General features: G+C 66.2%; 25 protein-coding genes. 14 read left to right on the plus strand and 11 right to left on the minus strand.

Annotation, left to right across the window (positions count from 1 at the left end):
* Positions 1-131: 131 nt before the first annotated feature.
* The 3 genes from E4341_RS13460 to E4341_RS13470 all read right to left on the minus strand — a co-directional run bounded on the left by E4341_RS13460 (position 132) and on the right by E4341_RS13470 (position 4,626).
* Positions 132-1,010, minus strand: a complete 879-nt coding sequence (locus E4341_RS13460; protein WP_165117954.1) for a 4-(cytidine 5'-diphospho)-2-C-methyl-D-erythritol kinase — start codon at positions 1,008-1,010, stop codon at positions 132-134.
* Positions 1,011-1,013: 3 nt separating this feature from the next.
* Positions 1,014-2,906: a tetratricopeptide repeat protein gene (locus E4341_RS13465; protein ID WP_165117956.1), complete on the minus strand. Its 1,893-nt coding sequence runs from the start codon at positions 2,904-2,906 to the stop codon at positions 1,014-1,016.
* Positions 2,907-2,970: 64 nt separating this feature from the next.
* Entirely contained in the window at positions 2,971-4,626 is a 1,656-nt protein-coding gene (locus E4341_RS13470; RefSeq protein WP_165118793.1) for an electron transfer flavoprotein-ubiquinone oxidoreductase, read from the minus strand.
* A gap of 195 nt (positions 4,627-4,821) precedes the next feature.
* Between E4341_RS13470 and E4341_RS13475 the strand changes: the two genes are divergently transcribed.
* Positions 4,822-5,634 carry a uracil-DNA glycosylase family protein gene (locus E4341_RS13475; protein ID WP_165117958.1) on the plus strand — a complete coding sequence of 271 codons (813 nt, stop codon included), beginning with the start codon at positions 4,822-4,824 and terminating at the stop codon, positions 5,632-5,634.
* Positions 5,635-5,718: 84 nt separating this feature from the next.
* Complete coding sequence (locus E4341_RS13480) at positions 5,719-7,404, plus strand: lytic transglycosylase domain-containing protein (protein ID WP_165117960.1); 1,686 nt, start codon at positions 5,719-5,721, stop codon at positions 7,402-7,404.
* A 4-nt stretch (positions 7,405-7,408) separates the two neighbouring features.
* On the opposite strand, the gene E4341_RS13485 is transcribed toward E4341_RS13480, so the two are convergent.
* Genes E4341_RS13485 through E4341_RS13495 form a run of 3 tightly spaced genes read right to left on the minus strand, consistent with a single transcriptional unit; the run spans position 7,409 to position 8,587 of the window.
* The gene (locus E4341_RS13485; protein ID WP_165117962.1) at positions 7,409-7,546 is read right to left on the minus strand and encodes a hypothetical protein; all 138 of its coding nucleotides are present in this window, start codon (positions 7,544-7,546) and stop codon (positions 7,409-7,411) included.
* Between the two features lie 29 nt (positions 7,547-7,575).
* Positions 7,576-8,244 (minus strand): glutathione S-transferase family protein, encoded by a 669-nt coding sequence (locus E4341_RS13490; RefSeq protein WP_165117964.1) that lies wholly within the window; start codon positions 8,242-8,244, stop codon positions 7,576-7,578.
* 22 nt (positions 8,245-8,266) lie between these two features.
* Entirely contained in the window at positions 8,267-8,587 is a 321-nt protein-coding gene (locus E4341_RS13495; RefSeq protein ID WP_055752969.1) for a multidrug efflux SMR transporter, read from the minus strand.
* 162 nt (positions 8,588-8,749) lie between these two features.
* On the opposite strand from E4341_RS13495, the gene purB reads away from it, so the two are divergent.
* The 5 genes from purB (at position 8,750) to E4341_RS13520 (ending at position 12,395) form a co-directional block, all read left to right on the plus strand.
* The gene (purB, locus tag E4341_RS13500) at positions 8,750-10,051 is read left to right on the plus strand and encodes an adenylosuccinate lyase (RefSeq protein WP_055805957.1); all 1,302 of its coding nucleotides are present in this window, start codon (positions 8,750-8,752) and stop codon (positions 10,049-10,051) included.
* Positions 10,048-10,383, plus strand: coding sequence for a hypothetical protein (locus E4341_RS13505; protein WP_091749513.1), 336 nt, complete (start codon positions 10,048-10,050; stop codon positions 10,381-10,383). The genes purB and E4341_RS13505 overlap by 4 nt, the downstream gene beginning before the upstream one ends.
* The gene (locus tag E4341_RS13510) at positions 10,380-11,108 is read left to right on the plus strand and encodes a 2OG-Fe(II) oxygenase family protein (protein ID WP_240893570.1); all 729 of its coding nucleotides are present in this window, start codon (positions 10,380-10,382) and stop codon (positions 11,106-11,108) included. Before E4341_RS13505 ends, E4341_RS13510 begins: the two co-directional genes overlap by 4 nt.
* Entirely contained in the window at positions 11,105-11,614 is a 510-nt protein-coding gene (locus E4341_RS13515) for a DNA-deoxyinosine glycosylase (protein WP_165117966.1), read from the plus strand. The genes E4341_RS13510 and E4341_RS13515 overlap by 4 nt, the downstream gene beginning before the upstream one ends.
* A gap of 148 nt (positions 11,615-11,762) precedes the next feature.
* Positions 11,763-12,395 carry a fasciclin domain-containing protein gene (locus E4341_RS13520; RefSeq protein ID WP_165117967.1) on the plus strand — a complete coding sequence of 211 codons (633 nt, stop codon included), beginning with the start codon at positions 11,763-11,765 and terminating at the stop codon, positions 12,393-12,395.
* A 185-nt stretch (positions 12,396-12,580) separates the two neighbouring features.
* Here the strand turns inward: E4341_RS13520 and E4341_RS13525 are convergent, their stop codons facing one another.
* Entirely contained in the window at positions 12,581-12,904 is a 324-nt protein-coding gene (locus E4341_RS13525; RefSeq protein ID WP_205751304.1) for a DUF1476 domain-containing protein, read from the minus strand.
* Between the two features lie 289 nt (positions 12,905-13,193).
* On the opposite strand from E4341_RS13525, the gene purC reads away from it, so the two are divergent.
* The 6 genes from purC to E4341_RS13555 all read left to right on the plus strand — a co-directional run bounded on the left by purC (position 13,194) and on the right by E4341_RS13555 (position 17,591).
* Complete coding sequence (gene purC, locus E4341_RS13530) at positions 13,194-13,952, plus strand: phosphoribosylaminoimidazolesuccinocarboxamide synthase (protein WP_055752965.1); 759 nt, start codon at positions 13,194-13,196, stop codon at positions 13,950-13,952.
* Positions 13,952-14,188 carry a phosphoribosylformylglycinamidine synthase subunit PurS gene (purS, locus tag E4341_RS13535; protein WP_165117971.1) on the plus strand — a complete coding sequence of 79 codons (237 nt, stop codon included), beginning with the start codon at positions 13,952-13,954 and terminating at the stop codon, positions 14,186-14,188. The genes purC and purS overlap by 1 nt, the downstream gene beginning before the upstream one ends.
* A 96-nt stretch (positions 14,189-14,284) precedes the next feature.
* Complete coding sequence (locus tag E4341_RS13540) at positions 14,285-14,764, plus strand: YbhB/YbcL family Raf kinase inhibitor-like protein (protein ID WP_165117973.1); 480 nt, start codon at positions 14,285-14,287, stop codon at positions 14,762-14,764.
* Positions 14,765-14,824: 60 nt separating this feature from the next.
* On the plus strand, positions 14,825-16,027 hold the full coding sequence (locus E4341_RS13545) for an MFS transporter (RefSeq protein WP_165117975.1): 1,203 nt from the start codon (positions 14,825-14,827) through the stop codon (positions 16,025-16,027).
* A 33-nt stretch (positions 16,028-16,060) separates the two neighbouring features.
* A complete protein-coding gene (gene purQ, locus E4341_RS13550) occupies positions 16,061-16,723 on the plus strand; it encodes a phosphoribosylformylglycinamidine synthase subunit PurQ (RefSeq protein WP_165117977.1) in 663 nt (220 codons plus the stop codon).
* A 31-nt stretch (positions 16,724-16,754) separates the two neighbouring features.
* On the plus strand, positions 16,755-17,591 hold the full coding sequence (locus tag E4341_RS13555; protein ID WP_165117979.1) for a hypothetical protein: 837 nt from the start codon (positions 16,755-16,757) through the stop codon (positions 17,589-17,591).
* A 6-nt stretch (positions 17,592-17,597) separates the two neighbouring features.
* Here the strand turns inward: E4341_RS13555 and E4341_RS13560 are convergent, their stop codons facing one another.
* Both E4341_RS13560 and E4341_RS13565 read right to left on the minus strand, forming a co-directional pair.
* Positions 17,598-17,798: a hypothetical protein gene (locus tag E4341_RS13560; protein WP_066554584.1), complete on the minus strand. Its 201-nt coding sequence runs from the start codon at positions 17,796-17,798 to the stop codon at positions 17,598-17,600.
* Positions 17,799-17,856: 58 nt separating this feature from the next.
* On the minus strand, positions 17,857-18,276 hold the full coding sequence (locus E4341_RS13565) for a hypothetical protein (RefSeq protein ID WP_205751305.1): 420 nt from the start codon (positions 18,274-18,276) through the stop codon (positions 17,857-17,859).
* Between the two features lie 75 nt (positions 18,277-18,351).
* Here E4341_RS13565 and E4341_RS13570 point away from each other — a divergent pair, with 75 nt between their 5' ends.
* On the plus strand, positions 18,352-19,149 hold the full coding sequence (locus E4341_RS13570; protein WP_165117981.1) for a hypothetical protein: 798 nt from the start codon (positions 18,352-18,354) through the stop codon (positions 19,147-19,149).
* Between the two features lie 3 nt (positions 19,150-19,152).
* On the opposite strand, the gene E4341_RS13575 is transcribed toward E4341_RS13570, so the two are convergent.
* Together E4341_RS13575 and E4341_RS13580 are read right to left on the minus strand one after the other, a co-directional pair.
* Entirely contained in the window at positions 19,153-19,398 is a 246-nt protein-coding gene (locus E4341_RS13575) for a Tat pathway signal protein (protein WP_165117983.1), read from the minus strand.
* Complete coding sequence (locus tag E4341_RS13580) at positions 19,395-19,535, minus strand: hypothetical protein (protein ID WP_153922446.1); 141 nt, start codon at positions 19,533-19,535, stop codon at positions 19,395-19,397. Before E4341_RS13580 ends, E4341_RS13575 begins: the two co-directional genes overlap by 4 nt.
* Positions 19,536-19,556 lie beyond the last annotated feature (21 nt).

Below are 19,556 nucleotides of genomic sequence, written 5' to 3' on the forward strand. Positions count from 1 at the left end.
GACTCAAATCAGAACGCCGTGATCTGGTTCCGAGATTTCGAAACAATGCGTAACGTATGTGGTGATCTGGGCGAGACCTGGGCGAAATCGCCGGTTTCGCAGCCTCATCGCCGGTATTCGGCCACAAAGCTTTAGCGTTGCTTTACGGACAGTCGCGTTGCTTTGACCCAGGCCGTGGGATGTGCGGCGGATAATGCGCGCGCAGCAGATTGGGCCGCTTCGTCGCTGGGGTACAAACCGAACACCGTCGCGCCTGAGCCAGACATTCGCGTCAGAGCGACCTGGTCCGTCACCGCAACCGCCGAGAGGGCTGCGCCGATCGCCGGCGTTAGGGCCAGCGCGGGCGCTTCCAGATCGTTGCGCTGGGCCGACAGCCAGTCGATCACGGCGGCGAGGGACCAGTCGTGTGGCGACGAGGGCCTGTCGGCGGCCCGCACCGGCCCTGCGTCGTAGGCTTGATAGACGGCGCCGGTCGGCGATGGGACGCCGGGATTGAACAGAACGGCCGGCAGCGGCGGCAGTCGGGGTTCGTCGGTCAGCACGTCTCCCCTGCCCTCGGCCCAGGCCGTGCGCATCCGCAGACACATCGGCCCGTCCGCGCCGACGACGTCCGCAACCGCCTCAAGCGCGTGGTCGTCGAGATCGAGCGCAAGGACGTCGCGCGCCAGCTTCAACGCCACGCCCGCATCGGACGATCCGCCGCCCAGCCCCGCCGCGATGGGCAGGCGCTTGTCCAGCGTGACCTTCAGTCTCGGCTCTCCGATGCCGCAGACCTCGCCCAGCTGACGCAGCGCGCGCAGGATAAGGTTGTCGTCCGTCGGCCCCAACCCGCCGCCGAAAGGCCCGTCGACCGTCAGCGACAGACGATCCGCCGGCTCGACCGACACGCGATCCCCGACATCGGCGAAGGCGACTAGGCTGGACAGCGTATGATAGCCGTCAGCGTCCACCGCGCCGACGTGTAGGAACAGATTGATCTTGGCCGGCGCCAGGGCGGTCAGGGCAGGCATGACCTATTGCGCGACGCCCTGAGCGCTCGGCGCGCTGTCCAGCCCATTGGCGATCTTGCGTTCGACCTCGGCCCGACGTTCGGGTTCAGGCTCGAGCACCAGGACGCGGTTCCACAGCCAAACGGCTTCGCGTTGACGGCCGACCTTCCAATAGGCGTCGCCGAGGTGATCATTGATCTCGGCGTTGGACGGCTCCTTGTCGACAGCCTCTTCCAGAGTGTTGACGGCGGTTTCGTACTGGCCCTGTTTGAACTGCGCCCAGCCCAGCGAATCCTGGATGTTGCCGTTGTCGGGCTCCAGCGCATGGGCGCGGGCGATCATTTCGGCGCCTTCCTGAACGCGCAGCCCCTTATCAACCCAGAGATAGCCGAGGTAGTTCAGCATATCGGCGTCGTTCGGCGCGGTCTGAAGCGCGGCCCACAGTTCGGCCTCGGCCTCGGGAACACGACCCAGCGCCTCATAGGCGGCGCCGCGCAGGAAGTGAACGCTGGCGCCCTGATCGGCGGTGTTCAAAAGCGGCCCGTCCAGCAGCGCAAGCGCCTCGTCATGCTGTTTCAGCTGCATCAGCTGACCGGCCAAGACCAAGGCGATCTGCCGATCGTCGGGGCTGGCGGCGGCGGCGCGACGCAGCTCGGTGAGCGCGTCCTGCGACTGGCCGTCTTCTTCCAGCGCCACGGCCAACTGGGCGCGGGCGGCGGCGTAGAGCTGCGGATCGGCGGTCCCGACCCGCGACAGGGCGTTGCGGGCGGCGGACTTCAGACCGGCGCGCGAGAGCACCTGGGCCAGCTGATATTCCGTCTCGTCATCGTCGTGCAGGTTCTGGGCGAGGCGCAGATAGACGGCGGCGAACTCATTGCCGCGCTCGGCCGAAGCCTGGGCGGCGGCGGTGATCAGGCCCTGGGCGGCGCCTTCGCGGAAGTCGGGCAAGGCGGGCGGGCGGCCTCCGTCCTTTAGCCGTTGCAGCGCGCGGGCCACTCCCGGATCGACGGGTTGCACCGCCATGGCGGCTTCATACAGGGCGACGGCGTCGTCGCGGCGACCGCGCCGTTCCAGAAACTCGCCATAGGGGCGTTTGAACAGGGCGCCGACGCCGGCGACTTCGGAAGCGGTCTTCAGCTCGACCTCGGCCTCGGCATAGTCGCGACGTTTTTCCAGCAGGGCGGCGCGATTGATGCGGGCGAAGGCCAGCGTCAGGGGATCGCCGGCGGTCGGGACCGACTGAAGCGCCCGGGTCCAGTCGCCGGCTGCGGCGGCGATCCACGGCGCGACCAGCAGACCGGCGCGCGCGTGCGGGGCGCCGATGGGCTGACGCGCCAGTTCGGCGTTCGGCGTCCTGGCGTCGCCGCGCACGAAGTCCTGCACCAGACGCACCAGCCGCCCACCCTCCACAAACGCGGGAGACGCGGTCGCATCGGTCGGGGCCAGGGCGGCCGCCACATCCAGATCGCCGGTCAGCAGGGCGGAGGTGAAGGCTTGTTCGCGCACGCGCGGCTGTTCAGGCGTCAGTCGTTCCGCCTGGGCCAGATAGTCCGAGCCGGTCGCCCCCTCGCCCTGCATCAGGGCCAGCTTGCCCGCCAGATACAGACCATAGGCGCTGCGGCCCTCGGCGTTCGTCGGGATCGGCGCCCATACGGCCGGGATCGCCGGCGTCACGGGCATATCGGTGATGATGATGCGAGGATCGGGCGCGGCCTCGGCCGGCGCCTGACTTGGTGCGGCCTGAGCCGGCGCAGCCTGGCCCGGCGCCGTCTGGCCCGGCTCCAGGATGACGGCCGGCGGATGGGTGTCCGGCGTCGGGGCGGGCGGGGTCGTGTCCTGAGCCGAGGCATGGCCGGCAAGCGCCACGGCGAGGACGGCCAGGGAGGCGGCGAACAGGCGAGAACGGGAGGCGATCATGCCCGGACCCTTCACGCTTTTGCAGCGGCGGGCAAGGGCGGAACGCCGCCCCTGCCCCGTTCCGTCACATGTTCGGATAGTTGGGACCGCCGCCGCCCTCGGGCGTGGTCCAGACGATGTTCTGCGACGGATCCTTGATGTCGCAGGTTTTGCAGTGAACGCAGTTCTGGGCGTTGATGACGAAGCGGGGATCGGCCTTGGCCGCCTCGTCGCCATAGACGACCTCGTACACGCCGGCCGGGCAGTAAAGCCGCGCCGGCTCGCCGTATTTGGGCAGGTTGACGCGGATCGGGATCGACGGATCCAGCAGCTTCAGGTGGGCCGGCTGGTCCTCGGCGTGGTTGGTGTTGGAGATGAACACCGAAGACAGCTTGTCGAACGACAGCTTGCCGTCCGGCTTGGGGTAGGCGATCGCCTTGTGATCGGCGGCCAGGCCGGTCGAGGCGGCGTCGGTCTTTTCGTGCTTCAGCGTCGGGATCGGCGACAGGCCGCCGAACAGGGTGCGGCACCACATGTCGAACATCCCCAGCGCCCCGCCCAGCGTCGTGCCGAACTTGGACAGCAGGGGCTTCGCGTTCCGGACGACCGACAGCTCCTTGTAGACCCAACTCTTTTCGAAGGCGGTCTGGTATTCGACCAGTTCGTCGCCCGCGCGCCCGGCCTGAACGGCCTCATAGGCGGCGTCGGCGGCCAGCATGCCGGTCTTCATGGCGTTGTGGCTGCCCTTGATTCGGGGCACGTTCACGAAGCCGGCCGAACAGCCGATCAGCAAGCCGCCGGGGAAGCTCAGCTTTGGGATCGACTGCAGGCCGCCCTCGGTGATGGCGCGCGCGCCGTAGGAGATGCGTGTTCCGCCCTCCAGGTGCTGAGCGATCTCAGGGTGGTGTTTGAAGCGCTGGAACTCGTCGAACGGCGACAGGAACGGGTTCTTGTAGTTCAGGTGAACCACGTAGCCGACGGCCACGTAGCGATCGCCGAAGTGATACAGGAAGCTGCCGCCGCCGGTGTGTTCGTCCAGCGGCCAGCCGGTCGTGTGCTGGGCCAGGCCGGGCTGGTGCTTGTCGGCCGGCACCTGCCACAACTCTTTCAGGCCGATGCCGTATTTCTGGGGCGACTTGCCGTCCTGAAGCTTGTGCCTGGCGATGATGGTCTTGGCCAGGGAGCCGCGCACGCCCTCGGCGATGAAGACATATTTGCCGTGCAGTTCAATGCCGGGCTGGAAATCGCCGGTCGGCTTGCCCTCGCGGTCGATGCCGAAGACGCCGGCGACGACGCCCTTGACCCGACCCGTTTCCTCTTCCCAGACGACGTGGCTGGCGGCCATGCCGGGATAGACCTCGACGCCCAGGGCCTCGGCCTGCTCGCCCAGCCAGCGCGTGACGTTGCCCAACGAGGCGATATAGCAGCCGTGATTGTGCATGAAGGGCGGCATCAGCGGCATGGGCAGCGACGCCGACCCCTGCGGGCCCAGCAGCAGGAACTTGTCCTTCGTGACCGGCGTCTCCAGCGGCGCGCCGCGTTCCTTCCAGTCGGGGAACAGCTCGTTCAACGCCTTGGGATCGATGACCGCGCCCGACAGGATATGACCGCCGACCTCGGCCGCCTTTTCCAGAACCGCGACGGTGATTTCCTTGCCATCCTTTTCCGCGCGCTGCTTCAGGCGGATGGCCGCCGACAGGCCCGCAGGCCCGCCGCCGACGATCACGACATCATATTCCATGATCTCGCGCTCGACGCCGTTCAGCGCCTCCAGCGGCGGCAGATTGTCGATGATGGCGTCCTGACGGGCGTTTTCCGCGCCGCCTTCGATGGCGTCTTCGGCCATGGTTTCCCCTGAATCCCGGTTATCTGTGTGGTTATGCCGCTTATCGGAAGGTGACGCGAGGGCGGTCAAGGCTTATCGGTGGTTCGAGACATGAACGCGCAACCCCATGACATCGCTGCAGTCGAAAGCCTGCTCGCCTTCTGGCGGGATGCGGGGGTCGACGCCTGTTATGGCGATGCGCCCGTCGATCACACCCATGTCGCCCCGCCGCCGGCCGTCAAGGCGGTGCAGAGGGCTACGGCCTCGGTCGTCATGCCCCTGGCCGGCGTCAACGCCGACGACGCCCTCGCCGAGGCGCGGCGGCTGGCCGCCGGCGCCGCGACGCTTCAAGATCTGGCGGCGGCGGTCGCGGCGTTCGAGGGCTGTCCGCTGCGCGGCATGGGCGCGACGCAATCGGTGTTCGGACGCGGCAACCCCAACGCCTCGATCCTGATTATCGGCGAAGGTCCAGGCGGAGATGAGGACCGGGCGGGCCAGCCCTTCGTCGGCAAGGCCGGGCAGTTGCTGGACCGGATGCTGGCGGCGGCAGGCCTGACTGACAAGGTGTTCATCACCAACACGGTCTTCTGGCGTCCGCCCGGCAACCGCACCCCCAGCCCGCAGGAACAGGCGGTATGCGCGCCCTTCGTCGAGCGCGCCTTCGCCCTGCTTAAGCCCAGAGCCGTGCTGCTGCTGGGCGCAGCCTCGGCAAAGTCGGTGCTCGGCGCCGAGGAAGGCATCATGAAGCTGCGCGGCAACTGGAAGGAATGGCGCCTGCTGGAAGGGGCGGTGTCGGCGCCCGTCATGCCGACCCTGCATCCCGCCTTTCTGCTGCGTCAGCCACAAGCGAAACGACAGGTCTGGAGCGACCTGCTTTCGCTGGCCGTTCGCCTTGAAACGGACTCGGTTGAAGAACAAGGCTAATCGCGGCATGTTCGCATGCTGACGACCGATCGCCATACACGCGCCTGTATCTTACGCGCGTCGCCAACGAGGGGGCCGCCGTTTATGTTTCTGTTCCGCCGCGCGATCCTCGCGTCGACGCTTGTCCTTGCGTTCTGCGCCGCCACGACGGCCGCGACCGCCGAGACGCCCTACGGGTCAACCGCCGAGGCCAGTGCCGGTTCCGGACGTCCCACCGCGCTGAGCTCGGCCGACAGAATCTCCTACACCACCGCCTTTGACGCCCTGCGCCGCGGCGACATCGAGACGGCCCGCATGGCGGCCCGTCAGGCGCAGGACCGCGTGCTGCTGGGTCAGGTCGAGTTCGAGAGCCTGTTTCATCCCGACCATGTCGCCACCTACGAAGAGCTGACGGCCTGGCTTGAGACCTATTCGGATCTGCCGTGCGCGGACCGGGTCTACACGCTGGCGCTGCGTCGTCGCCCCGACGGCGCGCCCGAGCCGATGCGTCCCGGCGGCGTGCTGGGCCGCACCTGGAATAGTCTGGTCAGCGCCGTTTCCGGCGACGGCGGCGTCACCGATCCGGCCAAGGCGGCGCGCGTCGCCTACAACAACGACGACCTGACCGGCGCCTCGGCCCTGGGGCGCCAGATCGGCGACTGGTGGACGGTCGGTTTGGCGGAATGGCGTCTGGGCCAGTTCCACGAATCCTTCACCGCCTTCGAACGCGTCGCCAACGATCCGACCGAGGACGCCTGGGTCCGCGCCGGCGCCGCCTTCTGGACCGCGCGCGCCGCCGCCCAGTCGGGTCGCCAGGATCGCGTCACCGACTATTTGCGCCTGTCGGCCCAGTGGCCGGCCACCTTCTATGGCCAGATCGCCCTGCGTCAGCTCGGAGAAGAGCCGACGATCGAGAACATGGGGCCCCGCCCCTACGAGGCCGAGCCCCGCCTGCGCCGCGCGGCCTATGTGCCCCAAAGCGCCGCCGTCGAACCGACCGCCCTGGAAGCCTTCGTCCAGGCTGACGCCCGCGCCAAACGCACCGTCGCCTTCTATGAGGTCGGGCGCAACGCCGATGCCGAGACCGAGCTGCGGTCCGGCCTGCGCACCGCCGTCGGCGATGCGGCCAAGATGTGGACGGCCCTGGCGCGCGCCATCCTGCCGGTCAATAACGGCGACGCCACCCGCATCGACGCGACGCGCTATCCCATACCGGACCTGACGCCCGAAGGCGGCTTCGTCATCGAGCGGGCGTTGGTCTACGCCCTGGCGCGCAAGGAAACCGACTTCAACCCCAACGCCCGCTCCAGCGTCGGCGCCTATGGGCTGATGCAGGTCATGCCCACGACGGCGGCCGAGATGACCGGCGATCGCACCTTCGTCTCGGACCCGACCAAACTGCTGGTTCCGGCGGTCAACATGCGTCTGGGCCAGGCCTATATCAACAAGATGCTGGCCCTGCCGGCTTTCCAGGGCGATCTGCTGCGGGCCGTGGCCTCCTACAACGCCGGGCCTGGGCCGATGCTGGCGGCGGTCAGGAAGTTGGGCGCGGACGCCGATCCGCTGCTGCTGATCGAAACGATCGACGTGCCCCAGGCGCGCGACTACGTCGAAAAGGTCATGGCCAGCTACTGGATCTATCAGCGGCTGTTCGGCGGTCCGCTGAAGACGCTGGACGCCGTCGCGTCGGGTGCGCGCGCCGTTCCGATGGCGCTGGATTACGTCGCCCCGCCGCCGCAGGCCGAGCCGGTCCTGATCGCCGAAACGACGCCGATCGCCGGCGCGCGCTAACCTCTTAGAAGACCGCGAACAGCAGGCTGGCCCAAAAGGCGGCCCCGACCAGGGCCGCTAGCCCATAGGCCATGACGGGATTGAGGCCGCGCGCAACGGCTTGGATCGGAGGGCTGGGCAGGACCGGGCTCGTCATCCCCATCGACATAACAGCGTCCGCTTAACGCGGCGTCAGCCGGGATGGTTGTTGTGCGTTAAGCCCAGCGCGTCGGCTTCCCACTCAAGAAAATGCGGATGGGCCAGCAAGGTCTCGGCATAGGCCCGGGCCGTGCCGTCGTCTCCGTGCGCTGAGAGGTCCAGCTGGAAATGGCGGATGCGGGCGGCGACCGGCGTGAAGAAGGCGTCCGGCACGGACCAGTCGCCGAACAAATATGGCCCGCCCGCCCCGAACCGCTCACGCAGGCTCCGCCACAGTTCGACGATCCGGCGCAGATCCTTGGCCAGGCCCGGATAGTCCGGCGCGGATGCGCGGCTGGGGCCGACCATCCAGTGATCCGGGCCGGTCGAACAGGCCGTGCGCAGGGCGGTGAAGCCGCCATGCATCTCGCACGCCGCCGAACGCGCCAGCCAGCGCGCATGGGCGTCCGACGGCCAGAGCCGCGCTTCGGGATAGCGTTCGGCGGCCCAGACGGCGATGGCCATCGAATCCCAGATCACCTCGCCCTCGACCTTCAGCACCGGGACAAGGCCGGACGGCGAATGTTCACGGATGCGTTGATCGGTGTCGGGCTGGTTCAGCGGCACGAGTATCTCGTCGAAGACCGCGCCGCAATGTTTCAGCACCAGCCACGGCCGCAGCGACCACGTCGAATAGGCTTTGTCGCCGATCACCAGTTCCATCACGCGTCTCCTGTCGCCGCCATCAATGGCTCGCCGCCAACTTCAGCACAACCAGGCCCGATGCGACCAGGGCGACGCCCGCGATCCTGAGCGGCGTCAGCGGCTCGCCCAGAAAGACCGCGCCGACCACAAAGGCGCCGACTGCGCCGATGCCGGTCCAGATGGCGTAGGCCGTGCCCAGCGGCAGGGTCTTCATCGCCAGCGACAGCAGACCGAAAGAGCCGATCATGAAGACGATCATCCCCACCGTCGGCCACGGTCGCGTGAAGCCGGCCGACGCCTTCATCAGGAACGCCCAGACGACTTCGAGCAGACCGGCGAAAAGAAGGAATACCCAGGCCATGACATTCTCCCTGCATGGCGTCGGGTCGTCCCGGCGTTAGTCCCATGTGGGGGAGGTCGTCCTCCTGAAAGCGCGCTGAATCTGGGACAACGGCCGGCAAAGTCAACCGCGCCGTCCCGCAAACCTTGACTCCGCGCCCCCCACGACCGACACGACCCGCCCATGATCACGCGCTACTCCCGCCCCGTCGCCGCCGCCATCTGGTCCCAGGAAACCAAGTACAAGATCTGGTTCGAGATCGAGGCCCACGCCGCCACGAAGATGGCCGAGCTGGGCGTGATCCCCAAGGAATCGGCCGACGCCATCTGGGCCAAGGGCAAGGATGCGACCTTCGACGCCGACCGCATCGACGAGATCGAACGCACCACCAAACACGACGTCATCGCCTTCCTGACGCACGTCGCCGAGATCGTCGGCGAAGAAGCCCGTTTCCTGCACCAGGGCATGACCTCTTCGGACGTGCTGGACACCTGTTTCGCGGTCCAGCTGGCCCGCTCTTCGGACCTGCTGATCGAGGGCGTTGATCGGGTTCTGGCCGCGCTGGAGACCCGCGCTAAGGAGCATAAATACACCCCGACCGTGGGCCGTTCGCACGGCATCCACGCCGAGCCCGTCACCTTCGGCCTGAAGCTGGCCGGCTATCACGCCGAGTTCCAGCGCGCCAAACGCCGCCTGATCACCGCCAAGGAAGAGATCGCCACCTGCGCCATTTCGGGCGCCGTCGGCACCTTCGCCAACGTCGATCCGGCGGTCGAACAGTATGTCGCCGACCAGATGGGCCTGACGGTCGAGCCGGTCTCGACCCAGGTCATCCCGCGCGACCGCCACGCCGCTTTCTTCGCCGCCCTGGGCGTCGTCGCCAGCTCGGTCGAACGTCTCGCCGTCGAGATCCGCCACCTGCAACGCACCGAAGTCCTCGAAGCCGAGGAGTTCTTCGACAAGGGTCAAAAGGGCTCGTCGGCGATGCCGCACAAGCGCAACCCGATACTGACCGAGAACCTGACCGGCCTGGCCCGTCTGGTCCGTTCTGCCGTGACGCCCGCGATGGAGAACGTCGCCCTGTGGCATGAGCGGGACATCAGCCACTCCTCGGTCGAACGCGGCATCGGCCCGGACGCCACCATCCACCTGGACTTCGCCCTGCACCGTCTGGCGAATGTGGTCGAGCGGCTGAACGTCTACCCAGAGAATATGCAGAAGAACATCGACCGCCTGGGCGGTCTGGTGCACTCGCAGCGGGTGATGCTGGCCCTGACCCAGGCCGGCGTGTCGCGCGAAGACGCCTATGCCGCCGTTCAGGAAAACGCCATGAAGGTCTGGCGCGGTGAAGGCGCCTTCCTGGATTTCCTGAAGGCCGACGACCGCGTCACCCTGCCCGCCGACCAGCTCGAGGCCCTATTCGACCTCGGCTACCACACCAAGAACGTGGACGTGGTGTTCAAGCGGGTGTTCAATGAGGCATGATCGCCGCGCTGCTCGCTCTGTTCATTCAGGCCAACACGCCTGAGATCAGCTACATCGGCTGGTCGGTGTATGCACCTACCGCTCTGCTGTCTGATGACGCTCGCGCTGAAGTCTGCCTGCGGCGTCACAAGGGTTCGCGCTCGATCAAGACAGACATGCGATGCGTGGTGAGTGCGGGCAGGCAGTTGGGCGGCTGCGACTTAACTGACGACCGTCATATGAGCGTGCGCGATCTAGAAACCCTGCGCTGTATCGCCCAAACACAATCTGCCCCATCCGCATCTTCAATCGGCAGGACGATGGTCGTGACAATCACGGTCAATGCGCGTTGAACAAGACAATCCGGCTCAATCCCCGGCTCAATCCCCGCGACTATGCGGCGGCCTATGCGCGCGACGGCATGGTGCAGGTACCCGATCTGCTGGATGAGGCGAGCGCCGAATGGCTGGAGCTTGCGCTCGAACACGACACGTCTTGGCATCTGTCCTTGAAGACGCCGGAGGGCGGCAAGCTGCTGTCTCCGCAAGACATGCAGGTCATGGGCCGCGATGCGATCGGGGCCCAGATACAGCGCGCGCTGGCGGAGGGTCGCGACGGCTTCTCCTTCATCTATCTGGCCTATCCGATCATCACGACCTTGCTCACCGGGAAGGACGAGGGCCATGCGACGCACGCCCTAATGCAGTTTTTCAACGACACGCCCTTCACAACATTCGCCAAAGCCGTGACCGGCGAAACGAGCGTGACCAAGATCGACGCGCAAGCCACCTGGTTCCGGCCCGGCGACTTCCTGACCCAGCACGACGACACAGGCGTCGGCGAGCGGCGGGCGGCCTATACGTTGGGGCTGTCGCGCGATTGGCGGCCGGATTGGGGCGGCCAGTTGCTGTTTCACGACGCAAACGGCGATATCGAACGCGGCTTCAAGCCGGGTTTCAACGTCTGGACGGTGTTCAAGACACCCCGCCAGCACTCTGTGGCACCAGTCGCCGCCTACGCAGGCGGCAAGCGCCGCTCGATCACCGGCTGGCTGCGCGACGACCCGCCGGTCAAGTGACGGACCATACGGGCGGTCGCAGGCTGGGGTTCGCACCCGTCGTCGATGCGGAAACCCGATTGTTGATCCTGGGCAGCCTGCCCGGCGACGCCTCGCTGAAGGCGGCCCAGTACTACGCCCATCCACGCAACGCCTTCTGGCCGCTAATCATCGGGGTGCTGGGTGAAGACTTGGCGGCACAACCCTACGAGCAGCGGCTGGATCGATTGAAGGCGCGCGGCGTGGGCCTGTGGGATGTGATTGCGTCGGCGGAAAGGTCGGGCAGTCTGGATGCCGCGATCCGCTCGCCGGAGGCGGCTGATCTGCGCGGCCTGATCGGCAGCTTGCCGCGGCTGAGAGCGATCGCCTTCAACGGCAAGCTGGCGGCCAAGTTGGGACGGCGCATTATCGGCGACGTCGCAGGCGTTCGCCTTATCGACCTACCCTCATCCAGCCCCGCTCATGCGATTCCACTGACGAGCAAGGCGAACGTCTGGAATTCGTTGACCGATCTGGTTGAGCGATAGGTTTCTTGCTGCGAAGCAGCATAGAAATGCGCGCGAAAACTGAATGGTGAAGCTGCGATGTCTTGTCGCGCGGCATGCATCCATTGTGCGGTGTCGCGCGTAACGTTCCCGTTACCGCCTTGAGAGCGGCCCAAAGGGAACGAAACACATGACCAAACTTCGCAATCTTATGCTCGTCGCCGTCTCCGGCGGCGCGCTGATGGCGCTCGGCGCCTGCGGCAACAACGAGCCGGCCGCCACGACGCCGGCGGAATCGACCGCCATGGCGCCGGCCGACGGCGCCGCCATGGCCCCCACGACCGACCCGATGGTGGGCGGCGCTGCCATGAGCCCGAACGAGACTATCGTCGCCAACGCCTCCAAAGCCTCCAACCTGACCACCCTGGTCGCCGCCGTGAAGGCCGCCGGCCTGGTCGACACCCTGCAGGGCGCGGGCCCGTTCACGGTCTTCGCCCCTGACAACGCCGCCTTCGAGAAGATCCCCGAGGCGACGCGCACCAGCCTGATGCAGCCGGCGATGACGGCTGATCTGACCAAGATCCTGACCTACCACGTGGTCGCCGGTCGTCTGACGGCCGCCGATATCGCAGCTCAGGCGGAGGCAAACGGCGGCACCGCCACGCTGAAGACGGTTCAGGGTGAGGAACTGAAAGTTTCGGCCGGCCCGAACAACACCTGGGTCATCACCGACGCCAAAGGCGGCAAGTCCACGATCACGCAGGCCGACGTGGGCCAATCGAACGGCGTCGTTCACGTCGTCGACACGGTTCTGATGCCGTAAAAAATATTTGGTTTCGGGCGGCGACGCCTGAAACCAAATCTCGGCCCTGGTGTTCTTCAGGGGCGCGAGACGCACAGTACGCCGGGTGAGACATCCCCCCAACGTCCCCGGCAAGAAGAAAGGGCCGCACTTTCCCCCGGGTGCGGCCCTTTCGAATTCTCAGATCAGTCCAAAGACAGAGGCGATTACTCGCCGGCGCGGATCTGCTCGCGGGCGATCGATGCCAGTTCATCGATCTTGGAGCGAATCTCGCCCTCCGATACCAACAGGCCCGAGGCCTTGAAGTCGCCGGCGACCTTGCGGAACACGTCCTCGTCTCCCGGCTGTTCGAAATCGGCACGCACCACGGCGGCGGCGTACTGGTCCGCGCTTTCGCTCGACAGGCCCATCTTTTCCGCAGCCCAAAGGCCCAGCATCCGGTTGCGCCGGGCGATGGCCTTGAACTCCTGCTCCTGATCGAGGGCGTATTTGGCTTCGAAAGCCTTTTCCCGATCGTCGAAGGTCGTCATTTCGCTCAGCAAAGCTCCGTCCACCCCGCTAACGTCGGGGCAAGCGCCGTCTATAGACCGCCCGCCCGCGAACGCAACCTGACTTCCGTCGCATGGACATCCTGTCCCCAATGATTGCAGCGCCGGCCATCCTCATTTGTATCGAGGGCCGCCTTCGGCTAAGGAGACCCCGAACGAGATTGACTGCCCGAACGATTCCGAAACGCGCCGCCAGGACCGGGTCTTCCCCCTCCACATATGGCCGCGCGATTTTTGTTTCTGGAGGGCGCCCGTAAGCCGGGACCGGACCATGAACAGCAAGCGCAAGAAGATCTACGAAGGCAAGGCCAAGATCCTGTACGAAGGACCCGAGCCCGGCACCCTGATCCAGTATTTCAAGGACGACGCTACCGCCTTCAACGCGCAGAAGAAGGCCGTTCTCGAAGGCAAAGGCGTGGTGAACAACCAGATCAGCGAGTTCATCATGTCGCGCCTGAACGGCATCGGTGTGACCAACCACTTCATCAAGCGTCTGAACCTGCGCGAGCAGCTGATCCGCGAAGTCGAGATCATTCCGCTCGAGGTCGTGTGCCGCAACATCGTCGCCGGCTCGATGAGCCAGCGCCTGGGCATCGAGGAAGGCACGCCCCTGCCCCGCTCGATCATCGAGTTCTATTACAAGAAGGATGAGCTCAACGACCCGATGGTCACCGAAGAGCACATCACCGCCTTCAACTGGGCCTCGACCCAGGAGCTGGACGACATGCTGGCGATGACGGTGCGGGTGAACGACTATCTGTCGGGCATGTTCAGCGCCGTCGGCATCACCCTGGTGGACTTCAAGATCGAGTTTGGTCGGGTGTGGGAAAACGACTTCAGCCGCGTCCTCCTGGCCGACGAGATCAGCCCCGACAGCTGCCGCCTATGGGACGCCTCGACCGGCGAGAAGCTGGACAAGGACCGCTTTCGCCGCGACCTGGGCAATGTCATTGAAAGCTATACCGAAGTCGCGCGTCGCCTGGGCATCATGAAGGGCATGCCCACGGTGATCCAAGGAGGACTGCACTGATGGCTAAAGTGAAAGTTCACGTCTTCCTCAAGCCCGGCGTCCTGGACGTTCAGGGCAAGGCCGTCGAAGGCGCCCTGCAGGGTCTGGGTTGGTCGGGCGTCTCCAACGCCCGCGTCGGCAAGCTGATAGAATTCGACCTCGCCGGCGCCGAAGACCCGCAAGGCGAAGCCAAGAAGATGTGCGAGCAGCTGCTCGCCAATACGGTGATCGAAAGCTACCGCATCGAGACGGCGTAAAGTCTGCCGTCTCCTCTCCCATGTCGCGGGAAGGAGACGGTTGCATCCTTCGGCATCGACGCCAGTTTAGCAGACGGCTTGATTGACGGAGCGCCCATGACATTCACCCTCACCTCCACCGATATTCAGGACGGCGGCGTGCTGCCGGACGCCCAGGTTCACGCCAAGGGCAACACCTCGCCGCAGCTCTCCTGGTCCGGCGCGCCGGAAGGGACCAAGAGCTATGCGATCACATGCTATGATCCCGATGCGCCGACCGGCTCGGGTTTTTGGCATTGGACGGTGGCCAATATTCCCGCGGATGTGACAGAGCTGCCAACCGGCGCCGGCTCGCCGGGCGGGCATCTGCCCCACAGCGCCATCCAGGGCCGCACCGACTATGGTCAGCCCGGTTTCGGCGGCGCCGCACCGCCGCCCGGCCATGGTCCGCACCGCTACATTTTCACCGTCTTCGCCGTGGATGTCGAAAGCCTGGACGTGACGGCCGACAACTCCGGCGCCGTGTTCGGCTTCAACTTGCATTTCCACACCCTGGCCAAGGCGTCGATCACGGCGACCTACGAAAACAAAGCGTGATCGTTGCGGGGTGGCGTCGCCCTTGTGGCGTCATGAACGCTGATTAGTTTGCAGCGCAACATGACCGACGCCGCCTTCGACACTCCCCTTCCCGTCCGCTCGCGCGGTGCGGTCGCCCTCGTGCTGATCGCTCTAGCCATGGGCGGGTTCGCGATCGGCGTGACCGAGTTCGCGGCCATGAGCATCCTGCCGGACTTCGCCGCCGGGCTCGGCGTCGATGCACCGACCGCCGGCCACGTCATCAGCGCCTATGCCGCCGGCGTCGTGGTCGGCGCGCCGATCCTGGCCGTGCTAGGCGCGCGCTACCCACGCTGGCTGCTGCTGATCTCCTTCATGGCCCTGTTCGCCATCGGCAATGTGGCCAGCGCCCTGGCCCCGACCTATCACTGGATGCTGGTCTTCCGCTTCCTCAGCGGCCTGCCGCACGGAGCCTATTTCGGCGTGGCGGCTCTGGTCGCGGCCTCGATCGTGCCGCTGCATTTCCGCACGCGCGCGGTCTCGACCATTTTGATGGGGCTGACGGTCGGGACCGTTCTGGGCGTGCCCGTCGTCAACATCATCAGCCATGCCCACGGCTGGCGCTGGACCTTCGCCATCGTCGGCGTGCTGGCGGTTCTGACCATGGCCCTAGTCGCCCTGTTCGCACCGCGCGATCCGGCCCACCCCGACGCCAGTCCCTGGCGCGAGTTGGGCGCGTTGAAGCGCAGCCAGGTCTGGCTGACGCTGGGCGTGGGCGCCATTGGCTTTGGCGGCATGTTCGCGGTCTACGCCTATCTCGCCTCGACGCTTGAGGCGGTGACGGGCGCCGGCCCCGACGTCCTGCCCTGGGTCTTCGCCGTGTTCGGGGTCGGCATGTTCCTGGGCAATATCCTGGGGGCCTGGGCGGCGGATCACCTGGGGTTCAAGGCGGCGGGCGGCCTGTTGCTCTGGAGCGCAGCGGCGCTGGCGCTTTATCCGCTCGCGGCGCCTCACCTGTGGGCCGTGATGGTCGTGGTCTTCCTGATCGGCGGCGGAGGCGGCCTGGGTTCGATCCTCCAGACGCGGCTGATGGACGTCGCCGGCGACGCCCAGACCCTGGCGGCGGCGCTCAACCATTCGGCGTTCAACACGGCCAACGCCATCGGGCCGCTGCTGGGCGGGATGGCGATCGCGGCGGGCTATGGCTGGGCCTCGACCGGCTGGGTCGGCATGGGCCTGTCCCTGGGCGGCTTTGTCATCTTCCTGATCGCCTGGCTGACCGGTCGGGCGCGCGCGACGGCCTGACAAGGCGAAAGAACCCTGCTAAAGGCCCGCGCCATGAGCGCAGCCGTCATCGTCTTCCCCGGTTCCAACTGTGATCGCGACTGCAAGGTCGCCGTCGAACGCTCCACCGGCGAGCCGGTCTCCATGGTGTGGCACGCCGAGACCGAACTGCCCCAGGGCCTGGACCTGATCGTCATTCCCGGCGGCTTCTCCTACGGCGACTATCTGCGCTGCGGCGCCATGGCGGCCCAGTCGCCGGTGATGCAGGCGGTCAAGAAGGCCGCGGACGACGGCGTCGCCGTGGTCGGCATCTGCAACGGCTTCCAAATCCTGTGCGAGGCCGGAATGCTGCCCGGCGCCCTGCTGCGCAACAAGGGTCTGAAATACGTCTGCAAACCCATCGCATTGACCGTCGCCAACGGCCAGACGCGCTTCACCGCCGGCTATCAGGGCCAGCGCGAAGTGACGATGACCCAGGGCAACGGCGACGGAAACTTCTTCGCCGACGCCGAAACCCTGGCTCGGATCGAGGGCGAAGGTCAGGTCGTCTTCCGCTACGTCGACAACCCCAACGGCTCGGTCAACGATATCGCCGGCATCCAGAACGCGCGCGGCAACGTCCTGGGCATGATGCCCCACCCGGATCGCGCCTTCGAAGCCGAACTCGGCTCCGCCGACGGCGCGACCCTGTTCCGGAGCATCTACGCCGCCGCTTGACGGCAATCGCAAGTTGGTGCGCAATGATCGTATGCGCAGCCTTCTTTTACTTTCCGCCTATCTCGTGGCGGTCGCCACCACCACCACCCCTGCCTTCGCGCAGGAGATCACGCCTCAGAGTGAAGACTGGACTCTCACTTCTGCCCCTGAACGCAAGGCGGTGCTGGCCACGATCGACTTCACCTCAGGTCTGACGATCGCAGCACGTTGCGTTGATAATGCGTACGACGTGCTGATCACCGGATTGCCTGAGGCCACGAGAGGGTCAACGTCGCGGGAGCTCGGGATCCAGGCCGGCGATCAAGAACAGCCCTATACATCCGTGTGGACTGTGGGCACGCAACGCAGCATGGCGTTCAGTCGCCTTCCTGCCGTGGTCGCCCGCGATCTGGCGAAAGGCGGCAAGCTGCAGGTTATTGTGCCTGGAAACAACGGCGGACCGCGCACGCGTTATGTGATGGAGCTTGATCCGTCGAGCACTGCTATCGAACAAACCTTGACGGCTTGTGGCCGGCCGATGGTTGATCCGCGCGAAACCCGAGCAGCCGAAGTTGACGGCAATGGTCAAGACGGACTGCCGAATACCGTTCAGTGGCAAACAATGCCACGACCGACCTTCCCAAATCCCGTCAGGGACAGATCTCCGCTTGAGGGCTACGTTGTGCTCTCTTGCGTCGTCACCGCCTCGGGCCAGTTGACCGAGTGTCAGCCTGAAAGCGAGCAGCCAGCAGGATATGATTTGTGGAAGGCGGTTGAGCGGTCGTTGCCGCGAGCACGGCTCAAGCTATCGGATGAAGCGTCGGCAGCTGGTTTGACATTGGCTGACCGGATGGTTCGCTTCTCAGTCAACTTCAAGGTTGAGCCCTAGAACCGGTCAGGCGTCCTTGATTTGAGAGCGCCCGTCGGACAGGTCATCAGCCTGATCGTCTTCCGTTTCTTCATCATCGAACGCCTTTTCGCCGGCTTCGCGCTGGGCGGCCAGTTCGCGGGCGCCGACGCCAAGACCTTGTTCGATGGCGCGGTTGGCGGCGACTTCGTCTTCGAGCGAGGGCTGAGTATTGTCGATATCGGCCATCATGGGCTCCCTTGAGTATGGACTGCCCCTGACAACCACGCGGTCGGGCCGATTGTTCCTAACGGCCGAAAAACGGGTCCAGGCTGGCGCGGGATAGCGGGCGGAAGATCAGGAACTGACCGTCCACCGTCACTGTGACCTCATGCGCTTGCGGACGTTGCAGCAGGGCCGGATCGTCCAGCGACACGGCGCGACCTGAGGCGATATCGCGCGCATCCAGCGCCGGCGTTGTCGGCCGTCGGTTTTCGTTGGCGAGCGCCGAAAGGAAACCCCGCACTTCATTGGCCTGCTGCTGGGGCGTCAGGGCCGCGCGAACGCGTGACCAGGCAGTCTGGATTGAGGTCGGCAGAGGCGCTCCGCTTGTCTGGGCGGACGCCTGGCCCGCTGCCACGATTATCGCGATCAATAGAGCCGGCAGGGAGGCTTTGAGCGTCATGCCGGGCAGGATGAAGCCGCCGGCGGCCAATGCAAGCTTCACTTTTCTGCCACTCGCGGTGAACCTTCTGGCGTGGCGAGGCGTAAAGGCGGGAACACGCGTCGCACTGGAAATCGAATGTCCTCCATAATCCGTCCCACGCCCCGCCAACGCACACGTCGTCTGGTCGTCCTGGCCGCCGCCCTGTTCGCCATCATCGTGCCCCTGGTGCAGAACCTGGCGGGCCTGGGCCTGAACCAGGCCGAGTTCGCCGCTGACGGCAACGGCACCCTGCGTGTTGCGGGCTATGCCTTCTCGATCTGGGGCCTGATCTATATCGGCATTCTGGCCTATGCGATCCGACAGGCCCTGCCGCAGACGGGCGAGAGCCCGCTGCTGGGCCGCATGGGCCTGCCGTCCGCCGTCGCGTTCTTCGGCATCGGGTTCTGGATCATCGTCGCGGCCCTGAACCTGAAGGCCGCCAGCGTGGGCGTGATCTTCGCCTCGCTGATCGCGCTGCTGCTGCCGATGCTGGCCGTGTCCGGCCACATCCGAGCGCTGCGGATGTTCGATCGCGAACGCATCCTGCTGGTCTGGCCTCTGGCGGCCCTGGCCGGCTGGCTGACGGTGGCTGCGCCGTTGAACCTGATCACGACGGCGACCGCGTTCAACGCCCTGCCCGCCGCCCTGTCGCCTGACCTGTGGGCGATCGTCGCCATCGTGGCAGTCACAGTCGTCGCCTTGGCGGTGACCGCCGTGCTGCGCACCCTCGCCTATCCGCTGCCGACCGCTTGGGGTCTTCTGGGCGCGTTCGTCGCCGAGCAGGCGGACAAGCCGACCGTCGCCTTCACGGCCCTGGCCGGCGCGATCGTCCTGCTGGTCGGCGGCCTGCTGCTGACCTTCCGCCTGCGACCGGGCGTCGAACGCGCTCGCTGAGCCTCAGGGTTTTTCGGTGACCGCGTCGTCCTGAGGCGCGTGGTCATCGGCGCCCACGTCGAAGGCGCCGGCCTCGTCGAAGCCGACGCTGCCGACCCCGACGGACGAACCGGTCAGCCGTTGACGACGGCTGGCCAGCGCCGCTTCAGGCGCTGCGGCGTCCATCTCTGCGGTGGTTTCGGGATCGTTGGAACGATCCATCTGCTGGCCCGAAGCCGGGACGATGCGGTCGGTGTGCGGCTTGCTCACGCCTCGTCCTCCTCGGCGTCGTCGGCCTGTTTCTGAGCCCGTTCGGCCAGGGCGGAGGCGCCGGCGTCGTCGGCGGCGATCTCTGGCAGATCGTCGTCTTCGGGGGTGGCGGCGGGGTCGATGGGGGTATCGGTCATGGCGGCTCCTTTGACTGTCGC

It is taken from the genome of Brevundimonas sp. 'scallop' (assembly GCF_011045535.1).
In the GTDB taxonomy this organism is placed as follows: Bacteria; Pseudomonadota; Alphaproteobacteria; order Caulobacterales; family Caulobacteraceae; genus Brevundimonas; species Brevundimonas vesicularis.